This is a genomic window from Paenibacillus wuxiensis, from assembly GCF_040195695.1.
In the GTDB taxonomy this organism is placed as follows: Bacteria; Bacillota; Bacilli; order Paenibacillales; family Paenibacillaceae; genus Paenibacillus_B; species Paenibacillus_B suaedae.
The window spans coordinates 67213-85697 of the sequence record NZ_JBEFZI010000006.1 but is presented as its reverse complement, the minus strand read 5'-3'; the positions used below and the strand labels follow the sequence as shown (position 1 = coordinate 85697).

At 46.7% G+C, this 18485-nt stretch carries 17 protein-coding genes and 1 riboswitch; of the genes, 10 read left to right on the top strand and 7 right to left on the bottom strand.

The features are described 5' to 3' along the window. Positions 1-119: 119 nt before the first annotated feature. Positions 120-2210, bottom strand: coding sequence for a serine hydrolase domain-containing protein (locus ABN764_RS14520; RefSeq protein ID WP_446672308.1), 2091 nt, complete (start codon positions 2208-2210; stop codon positions 120-122). Positions 2211-2618: 408 nt separating this feature from the next. Between ABN764_RS14520 and ABN764_RS14515 the strand changes: the two genes are divergently transcribed. The 6 genes from ABN764_RS14515 (at position 2619) to ABN764_RS14490 (ending at position 8579) form a co-directional block, all read left to right on the top strand. After that, positions 2619-4007 (top strand): TldD/PmbA family protein, encoded by a 1389-nt coding sequence (locus tag ABN764_RS14515; protein WP_446672307.1) that lies wholly within the window; start codon positions 2619-2621, stop codon positions 4005-4007. A gap of 3 nt (positions 4008-4010) precedes the next feature. Beyond that, positions 4011-5360: a TldD/PmbA family protein gene (locus ABN764_RS14510; RefSeq protein ID WP_446672306.1), complete on the top strand. Its 1350-nt coding sequence runs from the start codon at positions 4011-4013 to the stop codon at positions 5358-5360. A gap of 105 nt (positions 5361-5465) precedes the next feature. Further along, on the top strand, positions 5466-6818 hold the full coding sequence (gene brnQ, locus ABN764_RS14505; RefSeq protein WP_446672305.1) for a branched-chain amino acid transport system II carrier protein: 1353 nt from the start codon (positions 5466-5468) through the stop codon (positions 6816-6818). A gap of 166 nt (positions 6819-6984) precedes the next feature. Further along, positions 6985-7515 (top strand): GNAT family N-acetyltransferase, encoded by a 531-nt coding sequence (locus ABN764_RS14500; RefSeq protein ID WP_142544598.1) that lies wholly within the window; start codon positions 6985-6987, stop codon positions 7513-7515. Between the two features lie 216 nt (positions 7516-7731). Further along, positions 7732-8241: a 6-phosphogluconate dehydrogenase gene (locus tag ABN764_RS14495; protein ID WP_446672304.1), complete on the top strand. Its 510-nt coding sequence runs from the start codon at positions 7732-7734 to the stop codon at positions 8239-8241. Further along, on the top strand, positions 8184-8579 hold the full coding sequence (locus ABN764_RS14490) for an antibiotic biosynthesis monooxygenase family protein (RefSeq protein ID WP_446672303.1): 396 nt from the start codon (positions 8184-8186) through the stop codon (positions 8577-8579). Before ABN764_RS14495 ends, ABN764_RS14490 begins: the two co-directional genes overlap by 58 nt. 7 nt (positions 8580-8586) lie before the next feature. Here the strand turns inward: ABN764_RS14490 and ABN764_RS14485 are convergent, their stop codons facing one another. Beyond that, positions 8587-9276 carry a DUF421 domain-containing protein gene (locus ABN764_RS14485; protein ID WP_268624856.1) on the bottom strand — a complete coding sequence of 230 codons (690 nt, stop codon included), beginning with the start codon at positions 9274-9276 and terminating at the stop codon, positions 8587-8589. Between the two features lie 174 nt (positions 9277-9450). Between ABN764_RS14485 and ABN764_RS14480 the strand changes: the two genes are divergently transcribed. The 3 genes from ABN764_RS14480 to ABN764_RS14470 all read left to right on the top strand — a co-directional run bounded on the left by ABN764_RS14480 (position 9451) and on the right by ABN764_RS14470 (position 11610). Continuing rightward, entirely contained in the window at positions 9451-10521 is a 1071-nt protein-coding gene (locus ABN764_RS14480; protein ID WP_174809477.1) for a hypothetical protein, read from the top strand. Between the two features lie 76 nt (positions 10522-10597). Then, positions 10598-11173, top strand: a complete 576-nt coding sequence (locus ABN764_RS14475) for a DUF1697 domain-containing protein (RefSeq protein WP_174809478.1) — start codon at positions 10598-10600, stop codon at positions 11171-11173. Positions 11174-11265: 92 nt separating this feature from the next. Further along, positions 11266-11610, top strand: a complete 345-nt coding sequence (locus ABN764_RS14470) for an ArsR/SmtB family transcription factor (protein WP_065291150.1) — start codon at positions 11266-11268, stop codon at positions 11608-11610. Between the two features lie 43 nt (positions 11611-11653). Here the strand turns inward: ABN764_RS14470 and ABN764_RS14465 are convergent, their stop codons facing one another. Further along, complete coding sequence (locus ABN764_RS14465) at positions 11654-12028, bottom strand: VOC family protein (RefSeq protein ID WP_142544600.1); 375 nt, start codon at positions 12026-12028, stop codon at positions 11654-11656. A 180-nt stretch (positions 12029-12208) separates the two neighbouring features. Between ABN764_RS14465 and ABN764_RS14460 the strand changes: the two genes are divergently transcribed. After that, positions 12209-13144: a DMT family transporter gene (locus tag ABN764_RS14460; protein WP_446672302.1), complete on the top strand. Its 936-nt coding sequence runs from the start codon at positions 12209-12211 to the stop codon at positions 13142-13144. A 266-nt stretch (positions 13145-13410) separates the two neighbouring features. Here ABN764_RS14460 and ABN764_RS14455 read toward each other — a convergent pair whose 3' ends face one another. From ABN764_RS14455 to ABN764_RS14440, 4 genes are all read right to left on the bottom strand, one after another. Continuing rightward, positions 13411-14199 (bottom strand): energy-coupling factor transporter transmembrane component T family protein, encoded by a 789-nt coding sequence (locus tag ABN764_RS14455; RefSeq protein ID WP_446672301.1) that lies wholly within the window; start codon positions 14197-14199, stop codon positions 13411-13413. Then, positions 14196-15779: an ABC transporter ATP-binding protein gene (locus ABN764_RS14450; protein WP_446672300.1), complete on the bottom strand. Its 1584-nt coding sequence runs from the start codon at positions 15777-15779 to the stop codon at positions 14196-14198. The genes ABN764_RS14455 and ABN764_RS14450 overlap by 4 nt, the downstream gene beginning before the upstream one ends. A gap of 64 nt (positions 15780-15843) precedes the next feature. Beyond that, a complete protein-coding gene (locus ABN764_RS14445; RefSeq protein ID WP_174809482.1) occupies positions 15844-16440 on the bottom strand; it encodes an ECF transporter S component in 597 nt (198 codons plus the stop codon). Between the two features lie 90 nt (positions 16441-16530). Next, positions 16531-16644: riboswitch (TPP riboswitch) on the bottom strand. Between the two features lie 218 nt (positions 16645-16862). Next, entirely contained in the window at positions 16863-18284 is a 1422-nt protein-coding gene (locus tag ABN764_RS14440) for an MFS transporter (RefSeq protein ID WP_446672548.1), read from the bottom strand. Positions 18285-18485: the final 201 nt, after the last annotated feature.

Genomic DNA, 18485 nt, shown 5'->3' with positions numbered 1-18485 from the left:
CCACGTTTACACAAAGTTTTCCTATAGTATGACCTTGGGGTTGGGAATGCATTCTAGACTGCTGGAAAAGGAAATAGCTCTCGTCGCAACGTAGAGATTCGACGAGAGCTATCTTGTGGTTAGCGCGGAATCGGCTGAGCAAGCAATGTGCTGATCAAGGCAGTTGCTTCTTGCTTGAGCATGCTGCGTTTGGATTCATAATTCAGAGTGCCGTCTGCGTTAGCTTTAATTTCGGGGCCGTATTTGTGCATAGCGGCAGCATACTTGACACCGTCTAATGCCCAGACGTCAGTATCGCCAACCAGTTTCGCTTCTTGCACTGGAGATCCGAACACTTGGGCGATTCGCCACGCAATCATTGCCGCTTCTTGCCGTTGAATGGGTTGATCAGGTCGGAAGAGCTCACCTGATGCTCCGGTGATAAGCCCCAACTCATACGCCGTTTGAACGTCTTTGGCAGCCCAGTGGCCTTTCATATCGGTGAAGGAGGCTGCGTTCAACGAAGGCTGCATGCGCAAGCACTGCATGAGCATGGAGACGAATTCAGCCCTCGTAATGGTAGAGGAGGGACGGAACTGTCCTTGATGTTCGGATACTCCACTCCTCATCATGATATCTTGAATGTATCCATAATACGGATGATTCTTGTCGATATCTGAATAGAGGACTTTAGGAACAGTGAGCTTCTCGAACCATGCTACGTTGCTGTTATCCATGTAGGAAATTTCCCCATTGTCTTCCTGTTTGAAGCCAACTAACTTTCCATGATCCGTACGGAACAGCCATGGTTCGATCTGAGTCAATGGATGGGTTCCGTAGAATGGATCGATAAGGGATAATTTTTTGTCAGATTGCTCAGCAATTTGAACGACCTGGATGCCCATCCGAAGATTACGGTAGTGGCCAACTAGCTTGCTTTTCACCTCTTGCGAGGGCTCTGTTTTCGGTTGGGCAGGCCGTTTGTCCGGATAATAGTGATTCATAAAGGAACGAAATACCGTGTTGCGATAATCTACACTAGAGTCTTCGTTGGAATTGTATGCGACCAAAAAGCCGACATTTTGTTCTGGCAAGAGACTTAACCAAGAGCCGAACCCTGGAAGATTTCCACCCTTGCTTATGACGGTTTCACCATGATAGGCTTCTTGAAACAAGGATTCGAAGCCGTATGTCGTATTCGGAATTTTCGGATGAGCGGATACACGGATTTTTACCATCTCGCGTACGGTTTCAGGCTGTAAGATTCGCTGCCCCTTGTACGTACCGCCATTTAAAAGCGCGATCATAAATTTAGCCATATCCGCACCGGTTGATACAAGGCTCCCGTCGGGGCCGTCTGCGGGAGATACCTCGTAATAAGGAAGAACTTCACCTGTCTTCTTATAGCTTGTCGCTAGATCCTTCTTAGCATCAGGCGTCATCACGAAGCTGCTGTTCGTCATTCCAAGAGGCTGCAAAATATGCTGCATGCCATATTCATGGAAAGGAGCTCCAGTTATGCGCTCAACGAGATAGCCTTGAAGGCGAAAGGCGAAATTGTCATAGCTGTATACAGTGCCTGGCTTGCGTACAACCGTTGGCATATACTTGCGAATATACTCAGCATTCGTCTTGACTGCCATGTCGTCCGGAGCTTCAGGGTAGTCGAAACCAGTCGTGTGCGTCATGAGATGCTCAGCTGTTAATGACCCTTCGACTTTTCGAGGAATGGCGACATCCCCCATGTACGCGCTGATGTCTTTCTTCAGATCAATCTTACCCTGCTCGGCGAGCTGAAGCAGGGCCAATGATGCGAAGGGCTTCGTTATGGAAGCAAATCTTAGAATCGTATGATCGGGATCCATGGACTTTTTGGTTTCTATATCTGCATAGCCATACCCTTTGCTTAATAAGACTTGCCCATCCTTGACGACGATAAAGACAGCTCCCGGAAGCTTCTTCAATGAAGGTGAGGAAAATAACTTGTCAGCAAATGCTTCAATCTCCTTAGGATCGGAAGGTCCGTTAGTCACGATTGATGGGGACGAGGCTTGTGTGTTCCGTACTACTGTGCTTGCGGACGGGGAAGATTCTGTACTCGAATCAGCCGCATACGCAGGAGCGACAGTTGTGAGTGCCACGGCAAGTGAGAGTATTATCATTAGCTTCCGAGCACGACGATGATTCGGATTAGGGCTGGCAGATGTTCTTTCTGAAGAATGTGGTTGCATGTTTCTCTCCTCCAATATGGATAAGGATTAATGGAGACTGAACTTGCGAGTACATATGAGACTGTGTCATTCTTGCACGGTACTTCAATTGCTGAGCATCTATTTGCGCTGCTTTTAAAAATATGAGACTCATGCTGAAAATTTTCTTACTTGCATGAAGGAATTAGATGGAGTTAATGTGGGTTAACCATTCTTTTTTTGTTGGTTTGAGTTGGTTATGATAGAAATCATAGTATAATCATTTACATATAGAAGAGAGGCATTCATCGAGTTACCTTTCGAGCTACACGAATTAATAAGCTATACGTCATCGAAGATGTTGCGAAAATGGTTCGTTAGGGATATCCTCTGCTTCGACATACATACATATGCAACTAAGAAATCTAGCTTACAAGGAGGGCACAGTTTATGCTTCATCCGTCGTTAATTGAGAATGTGCTTACCGCCGCTTTAGCAACTGGCGGGGATTTTGCTGAGGTATTTATGGAAGATCGGACGACGTCTAGCTTGGGGATGATTGGTGGGATCGTAGAACATGCACTTGGCGGTCGAGATTATGGCGTCGGGATACGCATATTCAACGGGGTGTTCGCGGTATATGCATATACGAATGATTGCACCGCAGATAATCTGATCAAGGTAGCTGCTTCAGCTGCACAAGCGATCCGCGGTCAAACCAGAGATATTGTAATTGATTTGCGTCGAGCGAGCATCGCTGATCATCATCCGGTTCTTATTCCACCGAATGAAGTGGGAAAGGGACGCAAGATAGAATGGATGAGACGTGCGCATGCATCATCCATGGCATACAGCCCGGCGATTACGCAAACCTCGATAGCACTGAATAACTGGGTACAAGATATTTGCATTGCCAATTCCGAAGGACTGCTGGTGGAAGATCGCAGAACCTACACGAGAATGAGCTTCAGCTCAATTGCTGAAGCGGGGGGCGTCAAGCAGGGAGGATACGTCGCTCCTGGTGCTCACGCGGGTCTGGAGTTAATCGAGTCGATGGATATTGATTGGTACGCAAGAGAAGCATCCCGCATCGCGACTACAATGGTAGGCGCCGGCTATGCGCCGAGCGGCAAGCTGCCGGTCATTATCGATAATGCCTTTGGCGGTGTCCTATTCCATGAGGCATGCGGGCATGGACTTGAGGCGACAGCTGTTGCGAAGAAGGCTTCTGTGTTCGCCGACAAGCTCGGTGAGCAAGTGGCGTCTCCACTTGTAACTGCCATTGATGACGGGACGATTCCGAACGCATGGGGCTCACTGAATATCGACGATGAAGGATCGGCAACACAGCGTAATGTGCTCATCGAGAATGGGGTGCTGAAGGGCTATCTGATTGATAAGCTGGGCAGCCGCAAGATGGGAATGCCGTCAACGGGATCTGGCCGCCGGCAATCCTATCAATTTGCACCGACCTCCCGCATGAATAACACGTACATTGCAGCAGGTCATTCCACACCGGAAGAGATTATTGCCAATACAGAGTATGGACTGTATGCCAAGACAATGGGCGGAGGCTCCGTGAATACAGCGACAGGTGAATTCAATTTTGCGGTCAATGAAGGCTACATCGTGCGCAACGGAAAGATCGAAGAACCGGTCAAAGGTGCAACGCTCATCGGCAAGGGAATCGATGTTCTCCAGAAAATTGATATGGTAGGCAACAATCTAGATCACGGTCAAGGCATGTGCGGCTCATTGAGCGGCAGTATTCCCGTCAATTGCGGTCAGCCAATGCTTCGTGTATCCAGCATGACGGTCGGCGGAAGAAAGGGGGAATAAACGATGACATTGGAGATTGCAGCATTTCAACAGCATCTATTTGAAGAAGGGCGTAAACAAGGCTGCGTGAAGATGGAAGTCTATTATGAACAGACTCGTTCAACTTCTGTGCGTGTCTCTAAGGGAGATATCGACGCATTTACAATTAAGGAGACGGGCGGCGTCTCATTTCGCGGCGAATTCAACGGCAAAATGGGCTATGCCTATTCGGAAAGATTAGAAACGGATGTCATTGCATTTCTGATTGAAGAAGCAAGAAGTAATGCGTATGCACTCGAAAGCAGCGAAATAGACCAGTTGTTCCCTGGAGCACCCACTTATCAGCAGGTCAAAACCCATGAAGCGGAGCTGCTGCTTACGGCACCACAGCTTCTCATTGATGCAGCGATGGACATGGAGCGAATCGCGCTAGCATCCGATGAACGGATTACCTTAGTGAGAAGCTCTTCTGTTACGCTCACTGAGAATGAGGTCATGATCGCTAATACAGAGGGTTTGAATTGTAGCGCATCATACAGCACTGCAGTTGGCAGCCTATCCGTTGTGGCGACACAATCTGGCCAGACGACGACAGGCGATTGGTTCGATTACTCCATGGAACGCTTCGAGGATATCGACTTCGAGGCTATTGCTCACAAGGCAGTTGAGGAAGCGGTGTCGAAGCTGGGGACGGATACCATATTGTCTGATCAATATCCAGTCATCTTCCGCCATGATGCAGCCAGCAAGCTGCTAGGTTCCTATACGTCCATCTTCTCAGCAGAGGCGGTAAATAAGGGCTTCTCAGGCTTGAAGGATAAGATCGGCGAGCAGATAGCGGGAAGTAATGTCACCCTTGTGGATGACCCGCTCATGAATGGCGTTCTGGGTGCTTGCTCGTTCGATGCAGAGGGGTATGCCTGCACATGTACGGAAGTGATTAAGGAAGGAAAGCTGCTCACTTATTTGCATAATGGGAAGACGGCAAGCAAGGCAGGTTTGGTCTCGACAGGTCATGCCTCTAAGGGCGGGTACCGCGGTAAAATCGGTATTGCGCCTCACAATATGTATGTACTTCCAGGTTCGACGGCGCTAGAGGACATGATTGCAGGCATGGAGAGAGGTGTAATGATTGTACAACTCCAAGGTCTGCACGCGGGGACGAATGCCGTATCCGGCGAATTCTCGTTATCCTGCACCGGCTTCCTTATCGAGCAGGGGAGAGTCGTACGTCCTGTCAATCAAATCACGGTATCCGGCAACTTGTTCGAGATGTTGAAGCAGATAGAGGTTGTAGGCAGTGATATCCGATTCACAGGCAGATGTAATGCGCCATCATTGAAGGTAAAGGGCTTGACGATCTCAGGAGCATAAATCTGAAGCAAATGCAACACAGGAATTGGATTTGACAGGGAAGAAGCCCGCTTTCTATAATGAATTGTTATAATAAGGTCGGTAGATAACAGCAGGAGATGCAGCATGACTGAACTATCAAAAAAAGAAACGTTTGTGTTTGGGTTAATGTTATTTGCTTTATTCTTTGGTGCAGGTAATCTCATATTCCCACCTGCGGTGGGATATGCGGCAGGTTCAAGTGTATGGCAGGCGATGGTAGGGTTCTTAATTACCTCAGTAGGACTGCCGATTCTAGGTGTTGCAGCAATCGCTAAATCTGGTGATTTGCAGTCGCTTACAAATCGCGTCCACCCAGGATTTGGGTTTGTGTTTACGCTTATTACGTATTTAGCGCTAGGGCCGTTTCTCGTCATTCCGCGTGCCGGCAGCGTAGCGTTTGAGATGGGAACAGTCCCACTCCTGCCAGAGCCGCTTCGAACAAGCGGCTGGTCATTATTGACGTATTCCGTGATTTATTTTGTCATCAGCTATTGGTTGTGCTTGAATCCATCGAAGCTATTCGAGCGCATCGGCAAAATACTGACACCGATATTGTTGGTGATGATTATTATCGTCTTCATTCAGAGTTTATTCCATCCGCTCGGGGACTATGGTGTGCCTGCAGAAGGGTATGTACAATATGCTGCTTTTAAGGGTGGTATAGATGGTTACTCAACGATGGATGCCTTGTCTGCTCTATTGCTTGGTAGTGTCGTCGTATCGGCAATACGCAAGCGTGGCGTTACGAACACACAGAAGCTGTCTGCCATCACGATTAAGGCTGGGCTGATCGCAGGTGTATGTCTCGCCATCATTTACATGATGATCGGGTACCTTGGATCCACGAGCCATTCTGTAATCGAAGGGGCTGCGAATGGCGGTCAAATATTGACTGCAATCGTGCTATTCTTATTTGGCAAATGGGGCACCGTACTGCTAGGGATTGTATTCCTTCTTGCTTGCTTAACGACTTCGGTCGGCCTGTTGGCAGCGTGTGGAGAGTACTTCCATTCCATTATGCCGCGGATTTCGTATAACAAGTGGATTGGAATCTTATGTGTCGTAAGTGTAGCCGTAACCAATTTGGGGCTTGATCAGATTATTTCATTTTCAGCGCCAATCGTGTCCGCCATTTACCCACTTACCATTGTTCTTATCATTTTGGCGTTGCTTCATCGCATGTTCCATGGACATTCAGCCGTATATATTGGCAGCTTGCTCGCAACTGCATTAATCAGCACTGTGGATGGCTTGAATCAGGCGAATTTTGAAATGGGGGCGGTGGAGAGACTGTACAGCCATCTCCCGTGGTATATGGCTGGACTTGGCTGGGTCGTTCCTGCTATTGCGGGGGCACTTATCGGCTATTTGTGGGCATTTGCTCGCAAGGAATCACAGGATAGTCAGCCATCGGAAGCAACGGAAGCAATTGAATAATAGTAGAGTGAGTATAAGCTTAATTTCCTTAGTTAGGAGATTAAGCTTTTTTTTCATCTCGCTGTATGAATTAGCAGAAGGAATACACGAACGGGGAGCGAATAGAATCAGGATATGTTGTCGAGCATTTGCTTAGGCAGTATGTAAGAAAGGGGATCAAGATACGATGATCGTGAAAATGACACATTCGAATAGGGATGATTACAATAAGCCAAACGACGACGGATTTACTGTGATTGGTCGGATTGTTCCCACCTATAAAAATGATACATGGTCTTATACAGAAGAACGATTTGATGAGCCGTATTTCAAGCAATATGAAGAGGAAGAATTTGATAACCGTTATATAGAGGACAAAGATAAGGCAGTGTTCTTCTATTACGGGGAGGACAGCTGCGTCGGACAAATGAAAATTTGTTCAAACTGGAATGGATTTGCGCTCATTGAACATATTCAAGTTGCAGCAGCTTGGAGGCACAAGGGAATTGGAACTGCATTATTGAAGACGGCTGTGGAATGGGCGATGCAAAATAACTGTGCGGGTCTTATGCTTGAGACGCAGGATGTGAACATTCAAGCGTGTCGCTTATATGCCAAGTATGGCTTTGTCATTGGCGCAGTAGACAATATGATGTATGCGAATTTTGCAACTGCCAAGGAAAGAGCGATTATTTGGTATTATAAGTTCTCGCGTTAGTTGCAAGGGATACATAACGGCTAGGTGAAGCCTCCTTCTCATAAGGCAGGCTTTTTTTTTTGTTGCGCTGAAATAGTGCCTTTGTGTTGAAGCATGTGTTTTCGATTCGCTCTAATAAATGTGTTCGTAAGGTAGAATTACCGACCCTGAATATAAATGTGTCTTTAATGTGAAAAATATGTGTCAATTCCGTTAACGTTAATGGTATAATAAGGAATGACAACAAAGAAACTTCATACAACCTATCATGCATATCAGAATGGGGCGGATGAAATGAATTATCAGGTGAAGGTTCCTACGCGAACAAAAGCGATATTGGGTGGCTCTCTGTTATTCAGTGCCGGAATGCTGCAAATTGCGGCCATGACAGAGCGGACATTTCCTGTATTGTTCTTCATGCAGATGGCGGTTATTGGCATTGTCATAATGTCATTGATCGCGGGAGCATACGCGACATGGGTTAAGCGGACAGTCGAAATACATCCAACTTCAGACACGATTCGCTTGCATGGCAATGTGTATCATGCAAATGAGATCGAATCCATTAAGATAAAAGGCGTCAATTCCCCTGCAATCGGTATACAATTAAAATCGAAGCATATAATTCCGTTGAAATGTTGTTTTTCCTTCACGAAGGGAGAACAGCGTGGAAATGAGGAGCTTCTGGAATGGGCGGAACGCAATGGCGTTCCCGTGAAGCAAACGTACTTCATTACGTGGATCTAACGACAGATGTTATGCCAGGGAAGGGAGGCGCTGAAATGATTCGAGAAGTTGCAACATTATCCATTAAGGCTGGTATGCGCAATGATTTCGAAAGCGCCTTCCGTCATGCATCTTCGATATTAGAAGCTGCAAGAGGGTATATCACACATGAATTGCATAAATGTGTAGAGGCAGCCGATCGATACATAGTAATTGTACAGTGGCACTCTTTGAAAGAGCATGCGGTTGGTTTTCGTCATACCGTGCAATATGAACAATGGAATGCGCTGCTGGAAGCTTTTTATGAGTCACCTCCACAGGTGGAGCATTATGTACAAATCCCGGTTCACTTGAAGTAGTGTGTTATCATTTCATGTTGTCTACTCTTTTGTCTATATACAGCGTGCCGTCACGTTGTATCTCCGCATAGAAGATTTCCTCGATTTGCTCGGGAGAGCATCCTGCTTTACGCAGCGCTTGGCTTAACCATTCCTTCGTCAGGTTAAGGTCAAGGAGATTTTTATAGACGATGGAGCCATCAACGATAATCTCGGTAGGCATATACAATGTAGGCTGCACGTACACTTTCAGGTCCTCTTTCGTAGGGGACTCTTTTTCGGCTTTTTTGAGCACACTCATTCGTCCATGCGGTTCCAGAATTGCATAATCAACATCTTGAATAGAGAAGACATCCTTTTCGCGAAGCAGCATGCTAATATCATCCATGTTGAGATGCATGGACGCCATTGCTTTTTCGAGAATCTTTCCTTTTTTTATGACAATGGTAGGTTCACCGTCTAAGAGTACGCGAATACGTGGGAACTTTAAGGACAGCTTACCGATCCCTATTGTTAGCAGGCTCCATACTGTTAAACTTATGATTCCGTCAAAAATGGAAATATGAGTCTCAATTGCGATATCCGCAGCGATAGAACCGAATGTGATTCCAGTGATGTAGTTGAATAAAGTAATGTGGCTCATTTGTTTTTTGCCTAGCAATCGGCTAAATGCAAGCAAAGAGATGAATGCAAATATAGTACGAGCTATGATGTCCACGGATGCACGCTCCTTTGTAATTGGAGTTTGTCCCACCCTCTTTGATATTATTCGAATATAAGTCCTGACTACGGATACATAGAGTACGTTCTTTGCAGCAAAAGGCTAAGTGATCATCCATCTACATAGGATATAGGGTTGCTGAAGCTGCTATAGATGAGGGGGATATACATAATGGCTTGTCAACAAGAAGATTTGACCGTTGATATAATAAATGTACCTACTTCTGTATTTGTTGATGTAGAAAGTGCGTTCGCCAGTGATCAACGCCGACTCATGGTTAGCGATAATCCTGAAATATTAAATGAGTCCTCATTCCCAGGGACAGCGTGTACCTTATGGCATGATATTGTGCGCACCGATGAGGAATCTGTCACGCATCGCCTATTCGGATGGCATCGCAATGAAACAGGACAGCCGCTGCAGCTGGGGGTGACTGTACAAAACCTGTCCACATCTATCCGGATAGCCATTCAGCATATCCGCAGGGATATTCATATTCAGCCGGTGTCAGATCAGATGATTCAAGTAGGACAATGTCTTGCAAAGTCTTGTTTAAGCGGAACGCTGGATCATTATACTTCCGTAGACCAACACGCAGATGTGACTAGCACAGCAATGATTGAGTCGGTAAGGCTGGATACCAACTATTTTGCAGGGTTTATCTATGAGTTCACGATAGAACGGGATTCAGGGGCAGGGGAGATGGAGTATGCGATCCGTACAGTCGCAAGTCGGGACGTCACTGCCGATATAAGACTCATTCATTCAGATCCGCTGACTCCGTACGGCACTCATCCTAGAGGAAGCTGGCCTTATGCCGAGGTTCATGCTAGGATGCCTGCCTATGTTATAGGGACAGAGCGTGTATACCGTGTGTGTGCCCGAAAGAAGATGAATGGAGAAATGGCTTCTGACTTTTTGTTTGCCGCAAGTGCAAGCGAATTACGGGAAGGTGCGGTTGATAATACCGGTCAATTCGGTGCTATTTACTTGTTGGATATTCCGCTGCATAATGATACGGAGGAAGAAGCAGTTGTTAGCATTTATGTAAATCCTCGAGGGGGAGCATTTGCAGGGGCTATATTCGTTGATGGAAAAGTAATCGGTGTACCGCTCATGATGGACAACACGAATGTATGCTTGATCGCGAAGGTTGTGGCTCCTGTTGGTGTTCGTACCTTTCAATGCAAATTGATGACGGCAGGGGAATCCAATTTACCGCTCGGCATTTATTTGAAGTAGTGGTTTAGAGTAGTGGTATGAAGTAGTCACGGAAATGAAGAACTGAAGATTGGAACTAAGGGATGTGGTCGTTTCGATGCAAATGTATGTCGGGTTACTGCGTGGAGTTAACGTAGGTGGCAAAAACAAGATAAAAATGGCAGATTTGAAGCTTCTTCTTGAAAATATGGGACTTACCCATGTACGAACGCTGCTGCAGAGCGGCAATGTTGTATTTGCTTCATCAGAAGCAAGGGAATGGCTAGAAGCACGAATTCAGGAGGAAATAGGGAATGCATTTGGCTTCAAGCCGAACGTCATGCTGCGGACGGCTCAGGAAATGAAGGCTATTGTAGCTGAATGTCCGTATGATGCAGCTGTGCTGAAGGAAGGAGAGGGGATTCAGATTACAATGTGCAAGGACGAGCCTTCGCCTGACACCGCCAGTATATTGTCTAAGGGTATGCAAGAAGTTGATGAATTCCAGATACAAGGCCGTGAGATATATTGTTTGTATCGCCAGAGGGTCTTAGATTCGAAGCTGGCAAATAATTTTCAGAAGCTAGGATCGAATGTAACGACACGGAATTGGAATACCATGACGAAACTTACGGCGCTTGCGGGTGAACTTGATGATTTCCTGAAGCGTGAGAATGGTAATGGAAATGATTAATCTATTGGTTCGTCCGATGGAGACTTACTCTATTGACATAATGGGTGTTTTCACATCATAATATGTAATGTTTAAACATATAAACATACGAGGTGAGAATCATCACGACTGAGCACGGACAATATGATTGCAGCAGTAACAAAGAGCAGGTGCTGGAGAAGTTCCAGCAGGCGACCCCCATTTTTCAAGCGCTCGGAGACACGAATCGGCAGCAGATCATTATACTCCTGCTTGAACATAGCGCTCTGAATGTGAACCAAATCACCGAACATATGGAGATATCGAGACCGGCCGTCTCGCACCATCTGAAAATCTTAAGACAAGCCGGGCTCATCACGTTCGACAAGCAAGCGAATGAGAAGCTGTATTCCTTGCGTGCAGGGGGATTTATGACGACGATTAAAGAGTTGATGCTGTCCATTGAAGCAGGAGTATAACCAATGAAGGCAGATTGGTTCGGATAGAAGATTGCGTATCGTGTTACAGATACTCCATGAATTCAAGTCGATTTCCAAATGGATCGTTTACATAGAAGCGAATTACACCTTCTTCTATCCGGGCAGAGTCGTCGGCCACTTCAATATGATGCTGCAGGAGATGGGACTGTAGGGATTCAAGATTGGTAACAACGAAGGCGGGATGAGCTTTTGTCGCAGGAACGAAGTCTTGCTGCACGCCGATATGGACTTGGTGACTTCCGCATTGAAACCATACACCTCCACGCTGCTGAAGAGCTTCGGGCTTCGGAATCTCCGTCCAGCCCAATAATTCGTGATAGAATTTCCGGGCTACGGATTCACATTCGACGGGGGCGGCTAACTGGATATGGTCAAGACCATGAAAGATGTGGGACATGAGTAACCTCCTTTGCTGTTCCATTCTGTGGAACACAGTTTCAAATTCCTAATCCTATTATATAGGATCAAGATGTAAAATCCAATGGGTAAAGTGTTTCTGTGCAAGAAGTGCTTATTTTTTTGCTAAGTATGTTTAAATGTTTAAACATATTATATAATTAAAGGGTGAACGATTATCATGAGTAATCAAAAGTCTAACCGAAGCATTTATGTGCTTATGCTGCTCGTGCCGTTATTTTGGGGTGGATCATTTTCTACAGCAGCTCATGTCATTACCGAGATTCCTCCACTCGTAGCCGCAACGATTCGATTTGCATTGGCAGGGATGATCTTAGCGGTGCTGCTCACGATGCGATCAGAGTGGAATATCCGTGCATGGAGGGATAATTGGAAGGGGCTTCTCATTGTATCGCTTACGGGAATATTCGGATACAATGCGTTGTTCTTTATGGCGCTGCATTATACGTCTGCAATTAACGGTTCACTCATTATTGCGACGATGCCGCTGTTCGTATCGCTTGGTGCGATGTTATTCTTCAAGGAACGATGGAGCGGCAAGTTTGGGATTAGCCTTGTGCTGTCCTTCATCGGTGTGGTTATCGTAATTACGAAGGGCTCATGGCACCGATTAGCTAGCTTGTCCTTCAACGAAGGAGATTTATTGTTTCTGGTAGCATTAATGTGCGGGGTCATATATAGTCTTGTTGGGAAAAAGGTAGTGCATGATGTCTCTCCCTTGTTCACGACTACAGTAATGACCTTGTTAGGTTCTCTGTTTCTGGGAGTCAGTTCGCTATTTGAAGGGGGTTGGGGTAAAGTTCCCGATATGTCTCTGCAAGGTTGGACGGAGATGGCGTATATGGTCGTATGCGGAACGCTTATCGGTTATATTATTTTCAACCTTGGCGTGCAGCAGATCGGTGCGAGCAAGGCGAGCATATACTTGAACTTGACGCCAATCGTAACCTCACTATTGTCCGTATGGCTGTACGGCGACAGCATGACGTGGTCGATTGCTGTGGGTCTTGTCTTCGTGCTGGCAGGTGTATGCTTGGCAACCATTCAGCCGAGAGGAAGAGCTAGAACATCAATCATCGGTCAATCGGTGAAGTGATAGAAGATGATACGTGGTCGACCGACCGCCGTCATACAGCGAAACACAGCACGTTGGGAGCTGCCCGTGGTGCGAAAAGATAGATATTGAATAAGTAACGCAGCGGTCAGAAGGATGCGATCAGCCAGGTTGGATAGATCAATATGACTATTTGGCGAATCATCTCTCTTGGATAGGGAAGGAAAGGGAAGAAACTCTCCTAGTTGGATCAGGGAGAGTTTCTTTGATGATCATATTGAATTCTATCTTACCGGAACTGAAGAAATTTAGATGGATGATCCGATGATTGGGAAGTGCAGTGCGGCCATATAGGCGAGCGTGATTAGTCCAACCATGAGCAGAGTGAACCATACATCGCGCCAATGGCAGCGTGTAATATAATAGTAGGTACGTGATTGGCCCATCTGGAACCGCTTCGCCTCCATTGCAACAGCGACTCGCTGTGCACGGCGAATGCTCTGTGCGAGCAGTGGCAGGGCGTACATGCGTAGACGCTCATATATCCCTTTAAATCCCTTGCTGTATTTAACGCCGCGGATTTGCAGGGCATGCGTACGAACTCGGTAATCCTCCCAGATCGCAGGGAGCAGCCGCAAGGAGGCGATGAAGCTATAAGCATATTGCGGCGGAAGCCGGAATTGCTGCATCAGCGCATAGAACAGCAATATTGGCTTCGTCGTGAAGGCGAATGTAATGCCGAGCATGCCGAAGCAAAGTGTCTTCACTCCGATGACAAGTCCGCGGAGGAAGCTCTCCTCTGTGATTCGGATTATTCCCCATGACCACCATTCATGCTCCCCCTTACCGAACAAGATCATCGTGGATGCTGTCGAGACGAACAGGAGAAGGAACGGTGTTGTCACGAATAGCAGCTTCTTCGTAGAGTGGCCGCTGCATAGAAACAACAGCAGTGTGTAGAAAGTTAGCTGATAACATGCAAAATCAAGCTCTCGGGTTAGCAGCGCAACGATGAGCAAAGCGAGAAAGACGAGAAGCTTGAGCGCAGGGTTAACCTGATTGAGCCACGTTTCAGATTTGGGAGCGAGCAGTTTCATTTCATCTGCACCTCCCGCATTGTCTGTCCACGTGGGGAAGCTTCTACTTCGATCAGATGTCCTTTCTCAACATGCCATATCCGATCTGCAAAACGATCCACGATATTCATGTCATGTGTCACCATGACTATGGCGGTTCCTTCTGTCCGAAGCCGGTTCAACTTTTCCAATATAGCAAATGTATTTTTAGCGTCTTGCCCGAAGGTTGGCTCATCCAGGAGCAGGATCGGACGCTTACGCATCATCGCTGTGGCGACACTTAATCTGCGTTTCTGACCAAGTGACAAATGATACGGATGCCGATCCTGTCCGATATTCAGATCGAATGATTCCAAGACCTGTTCCACTCTATGTGCAATGTCTGATTCATCCCAGTTGTTCTGCCTAGGCTCATAAGCAAGCTCGTCATAGATCGAATCCGTTAGAAACTGCATCTCAGGATTCTGAAATACGAAGGCGAGTTCGGCTGGAGGCTGCTTTCCCGTATTTCTGAATCGTGGGAACCATCGCTTGCGAGCCTGTGCTGGCAGCTCTTGACCCTCAATAAGATACATGCCTGTAGTACGCAGAATTTGCATAAGAGACAACAATAGTGTGCTCTTGCCAGCGCCGTTCTCTCCGATAATCGTAATCCATTCCCCTGGATAAATATCTACGCTCGGGACGGATATGCGACGAATTTCTTCATAGTATCCGCTAAAATCACGCAAAGAGAGCAGTGGCTGCACGGCTTGAAGACACGCGTAGGTAAGCCCACCGTTCTGCTTGCAATGAGATTGTTGATATCCGTTCGCCGTTCGTTGCTGCGATATGGCTTGGTAGGCTTCTGAATGAATGTAGTCCTGCCATACACCTGGATACCAAATGCCATACTCAATGAGCTTATCTTTATGATGTAGAAATACATTTTTCGGCTCGTCGTCCGCAATGATTTGTCCAGTGCTGTCGAAAAGCACCACACGATTGATAATGTCGATAACATGCTCAATTTTGTGCTCCACGATTAGAATAGTGGAGGAATCGGCAGCTTGTTTCACGGTGTCCCAGACTTGCTTTGTTCCTTCTGGATCAAGAAGTGCTGTAGGCTCATCGAGGAACAACACCTCTGGTTCTAGCAGCAGGACGGACGCAAGCGCGAGCCGCTGCTTCATGCCTTGGGATAGCGTATGGATTTCTGTATGCAGATTGTGGAACTGCAATCCCACTCTTTCAAGTATGCCTGTCATGTATGCTGGCATTTGATCATAGGGGATCGAGAGATTTTCCAGTACAAAGGCGAGCTCTTCATCTACATATGGCATGCAGAACTGGCTGTCCGGATCTTGGAATACGAAGCCCCAGCTTGAAGGAAGCTTAATCTGATCGTATTTCATCGGCACTTCGATAGAGTGGGGCATAATTCCGCTTAATACTTGCAGCAGTGTTGATTTGCCGCAACCGCTTGGCCCGAGGAGCAGTACCTTCTCACCGGTAGAAATGTGGAAGGAGAGGTCCTTGAACAGCAAGGAATCCTCTCCTGGAAATGTTAGGCGCAAGCGGTCAACAAATGCAGATGAATTCGCATGAGATTCCTGTTGCATGTGTAACCACCTTATTCCGAATATGTGGCGTACGCACAAATTCTATCTATTCATATTATGCGTGCTATTGATTAAGTACCGCGTAATCTTCTTTGGACACAGGACGTATGGATTTGGTTACCCCTGTCGCTTCCAATGCACGAACGAGCAAGCCGGCAAATACGCCAGCGAAGATGAACGCACTAATGACACGAAGTCCGTACTTCAAGACGAGCACCCATGTCTCGTAATCTGCATATCCGTAACCGAGATCGATAATGAATGAGCCGACTGCGGACAGAATGCCAGCGATGCCTGCGATGACGATGCTGTGCTTGCGGTATCCAGTCAAGGCGAATGCCAATTCTGCCGCCAGACCTTGTACACAGCCATACACAATCGTCTCTAGTCCCCAAGCAGAGCCAAGAATAGCCGATAAATTAGCGGCAGCAAGACTTGCAAGGAAGCAGACGCCGGGCTTGCGAATGACTAGGTACGCGAATGGGCCAGCCATAAACCACATGCCATATGTTAATTGTCCTGCTTGTGGGAACAACGGCTTTGCGAGACTGTAGACGCTCTCCCACATTTTGAAGATCACACCAAATACGACCCCGATCATCACGGTAATGAGAATATCCGTAAACTTTAATTTGTTGCTTCTCTGTTGTTCTGGCAACATAACCCTCTCCTTTGTTGTATAGCTAGCATACAAAAAAACCGTCTGGCAACCAGACGGTAGAAGAGTCCTAGATCACAGCAGAGCATGATCACACGACAAATACAGATTCTCTACGCTGGCATTATCCAGATCAGATTCACGGTCAGTAGCGGTATACTCATCTACAATCTCAGCCTGATTCCTCAAGCCCCCGAATTTGTATGACTATGCAATTGCTCATATCATACAATATTCATGATAGGTTGACAACGAAATGTTTACAAAAAACATAAAAATAGGATAGGGAAAGAAGTCAATGGTTGTAATCGTTCGCTAGACAACATAGAAGAGGGGAATAAGGAGATAAGGAGCGTGTTTAGGAGATTTGAAGAGAGAATAGAACAAAATGAGGATCAGGAATAAGTCCTGATCCTCATGAATTGTTAATCGTGTGAAGATGTAGAATGTCGTCTCAATGACAAGCTGTATACGATCCCTCCGCAAGCAAGGACTGCTATGAGCAGCATAATCAGGCCACTGTATAAGGGAAATGAAGCTTCATTGGCAACGGCAACGGTAGGTGTCAGTGAAGTCAACAGCCAACTATGTGTAAGCAGACCGCCGACTACAGCGATGCCGATGCCTTCAGCCATAAAGCATGCAAAACTGAGCATGCTCATTCCTTCTCCTGCTTGGTCAGGTGCTAGTGATTCTGCAACGGATGCAGAGATAACCGTCTTAATGAATGACAACCCTCCGAACACGAGCACGAGGGCGAACGTCATCAGCCATGGAGAATCATTCCCCCACGCAAGGAGCGTGACGAAACTGAATGTGACGAGACCTATTCCAGCGACAAATACAAATGAAGTTCCTCTCTTATCAACGAGAGTTCCACCGAGTATGCCGAACAGAATAACGCTGAGTGTCCCTGGGAAAATGATCGCGCTGCCGATAACAGCGGTCGAAAGTTGATGTACATCCCGCATGAAGTAAGGAACCATGGAAATAAATCCAGCTACCGTTCCTAGCAAAATGGAACCAGCAAGCGTGCCAAGTACATATGGGCGATTAGCGAACAGGGACGGAGCAATAAACGGTTCGCGAATACGGCGGATATGCAAAGCAAACCCAAGAACGAGAATCATACTGCAGACCAGATAGAACCAGACATATGTCGTAGTAAACAAGGTAAATAGAATAATGCCTGTTGACAAGAAGGCAATGCCGATGATATCTGTTCTCCCATTGCGAGAAGGCTCCTGCGGCAGTGCGGTCAAGAAGAAGGGGAGACTGACTATTGTCATTACCGGAATGACAAACAGGTAGGACCAATGCACATAATCTGCCAGTACACCGCCTACAGCTGGGCCAATCCCTTCACCAAGCGCTACCATAGAACCAATCATGCCAAACGCCTTGCCTCGATGCTGTTCTCCAACGTAGCGAGTGACCATAACCATGATGAGTCCGGGCACAGCCGAAGCCCCGGCACCTTGTATCAATCTGGCTGCCAATACAACTGACAAGTAGTCATGGGCGAAGAAACCGAGCAACGAGCCACTACCATAGATGAGCACACCGATGAGCAGCGGCTTCTTAATGCCGTATTGGGATGACAGGGTGCCATAAATGATGGAACCGAGCGCGAAGGTAATCATGAAGCATGTGTTGATCCAATTCGCAATGGCCGGAGTGATACTAAAATCGTGTGCGATGTCGGGCAAGGATACGTTGAACACCGTCTCATTCAACACACTGAAAAATGCTAAAAAGCTTAACCACGCGATCGATTTCTTCACATTGGAAAAGGCATACACGGGTTGTTCTTGTTCTGCCGCCTCGATGCGGTTGTCATTGTTCATTTGTTCCACGAATAGGAATCCCCTTTCTCTTGCTAAAGGGGAATTGCGCAGTTTACAGGGGTGTTATGCGTTATCCCCGATTATTACCTGCCCCAATTGATGTTACGCACTTCATCTTAACGCCTCCCAATTATTGTTGCTTCCAGTATAGCAGTGGGATTTTCCTTATTCAATTAAAAATGCAATAATATAGACTGCACT

What these genes read in the sequence shown, in the direction of transcription:
- ABN764_RS14490 (WP_446672303.1), top strand. Translation starts at nt 8,184, where the DNA reads ATGGGCGGAACGCAATGGCGTTCCCGTGAAGCAAACGTACTTCATTAC.
- ABN764_RS14495 (WP_446672304.1), top strand. Translation starts at nt 7,732, where the DNA reads ATGACAACAAAGAAACTTCATACAACCTATCATGCATATCAGAATGGG.
- ABN764_RS14475 (WP_174809478.1), top strand. Translation starts at nt 10,598, where the DNA reads ATGCAAATGTATGTCGGGTTACTGCGTGGAGTTAACGTAGGTGGCAAA.
- ABN764_RS14480 (WP_174809477.1), top strand. Translation starts at nt 9,451, where the DNA reads ATGGCTTGTCAACAAGAAGATTTGACCGTTGATATAATAAATGTACCT.
- ABN764_RS14510 (WP_446672306.1), top strand. Translation starts at nt 4,011, where the DNA reads ATGACATTGGAGATTGCAGCATTTCAACAGCATCTATTTGAAGAAGGG.
- ABN764_RS14455 (WP_446672301.1), bottom strand. Translation starts at nt 14,199, where the DNA reads ATGAAACTGCTCGCTCCCAAATCTGAAACGTGGCTCAATCAGGTTAAC.
- ABN764_RS14450 (WP_446672300.1), bottom strand. Translation starts at nt 15,779, where the DNA reads ATGCAACAGGAATCTCATGCGAATTCATCTGCATTTGTTGACCGCTTG.
- ABN764_RS14460 (WP_446672302.1), top strand. Translation starts at nt 12,209, where the DNA reads ATGAGTAATCAAAAGTCTAACCGAAGCATTTATGTGCTTATGCTGCTC.
- brnQ (WP_446672305.1), top strand. Translation starts at nt 5,466, where the DNA reads ATGACTGAACTATCAAAAAAAGAAACGTTTGTGTTTGGGTTAATGTTA.
- ABN764_RS14465 (WP_142544600.1), bottom strand. Translation starts at nt 12,028, where the DNA reads ATGTCCCACATCTTTCATGGTCTTGACCATATCCAGTTAGCCGCCCCC.
- ABN764_RS14440 (WP_446672548.1), bottom strand. Translation starts at nt 18,284, where the DNA reads ATGAACAATGACAACCGCATCGAGGCGGCAGAACAAGAACAACCCGTG.
- ABN764_RS14500 (WP_142544598.1), top strand. Translation starts at nt 6,985, where the DNA reads ATGATCGTGAAAATGACACATTCGAATAGGGATGATTACAATAAGCCA.
- ABN764_RS14515 (WP_446672307.1), top strand. Translation starts at nt 2,619, where the DNA reads ATGCTTCATCCGTCGTTAATTGAGAATGTGCTTACCGCCGCTTTAGCA.
- ABN764_RS14520 (WP_446672308.1), bottom strand. Translation starts at nt 2,210, where the DNA reads ATGCAACCACATTCTTCAGAAAGAACATCTGCCAGCCCTAATCCGAAT.
- ABN764_RS14445 (WP_174809482.1), bottom strand. Translation starts at nt 16,440, where the DNA reads ATGTTGCCAGAACAACAGAGAAGCAACAAATTAAAGTTTACGGATATT.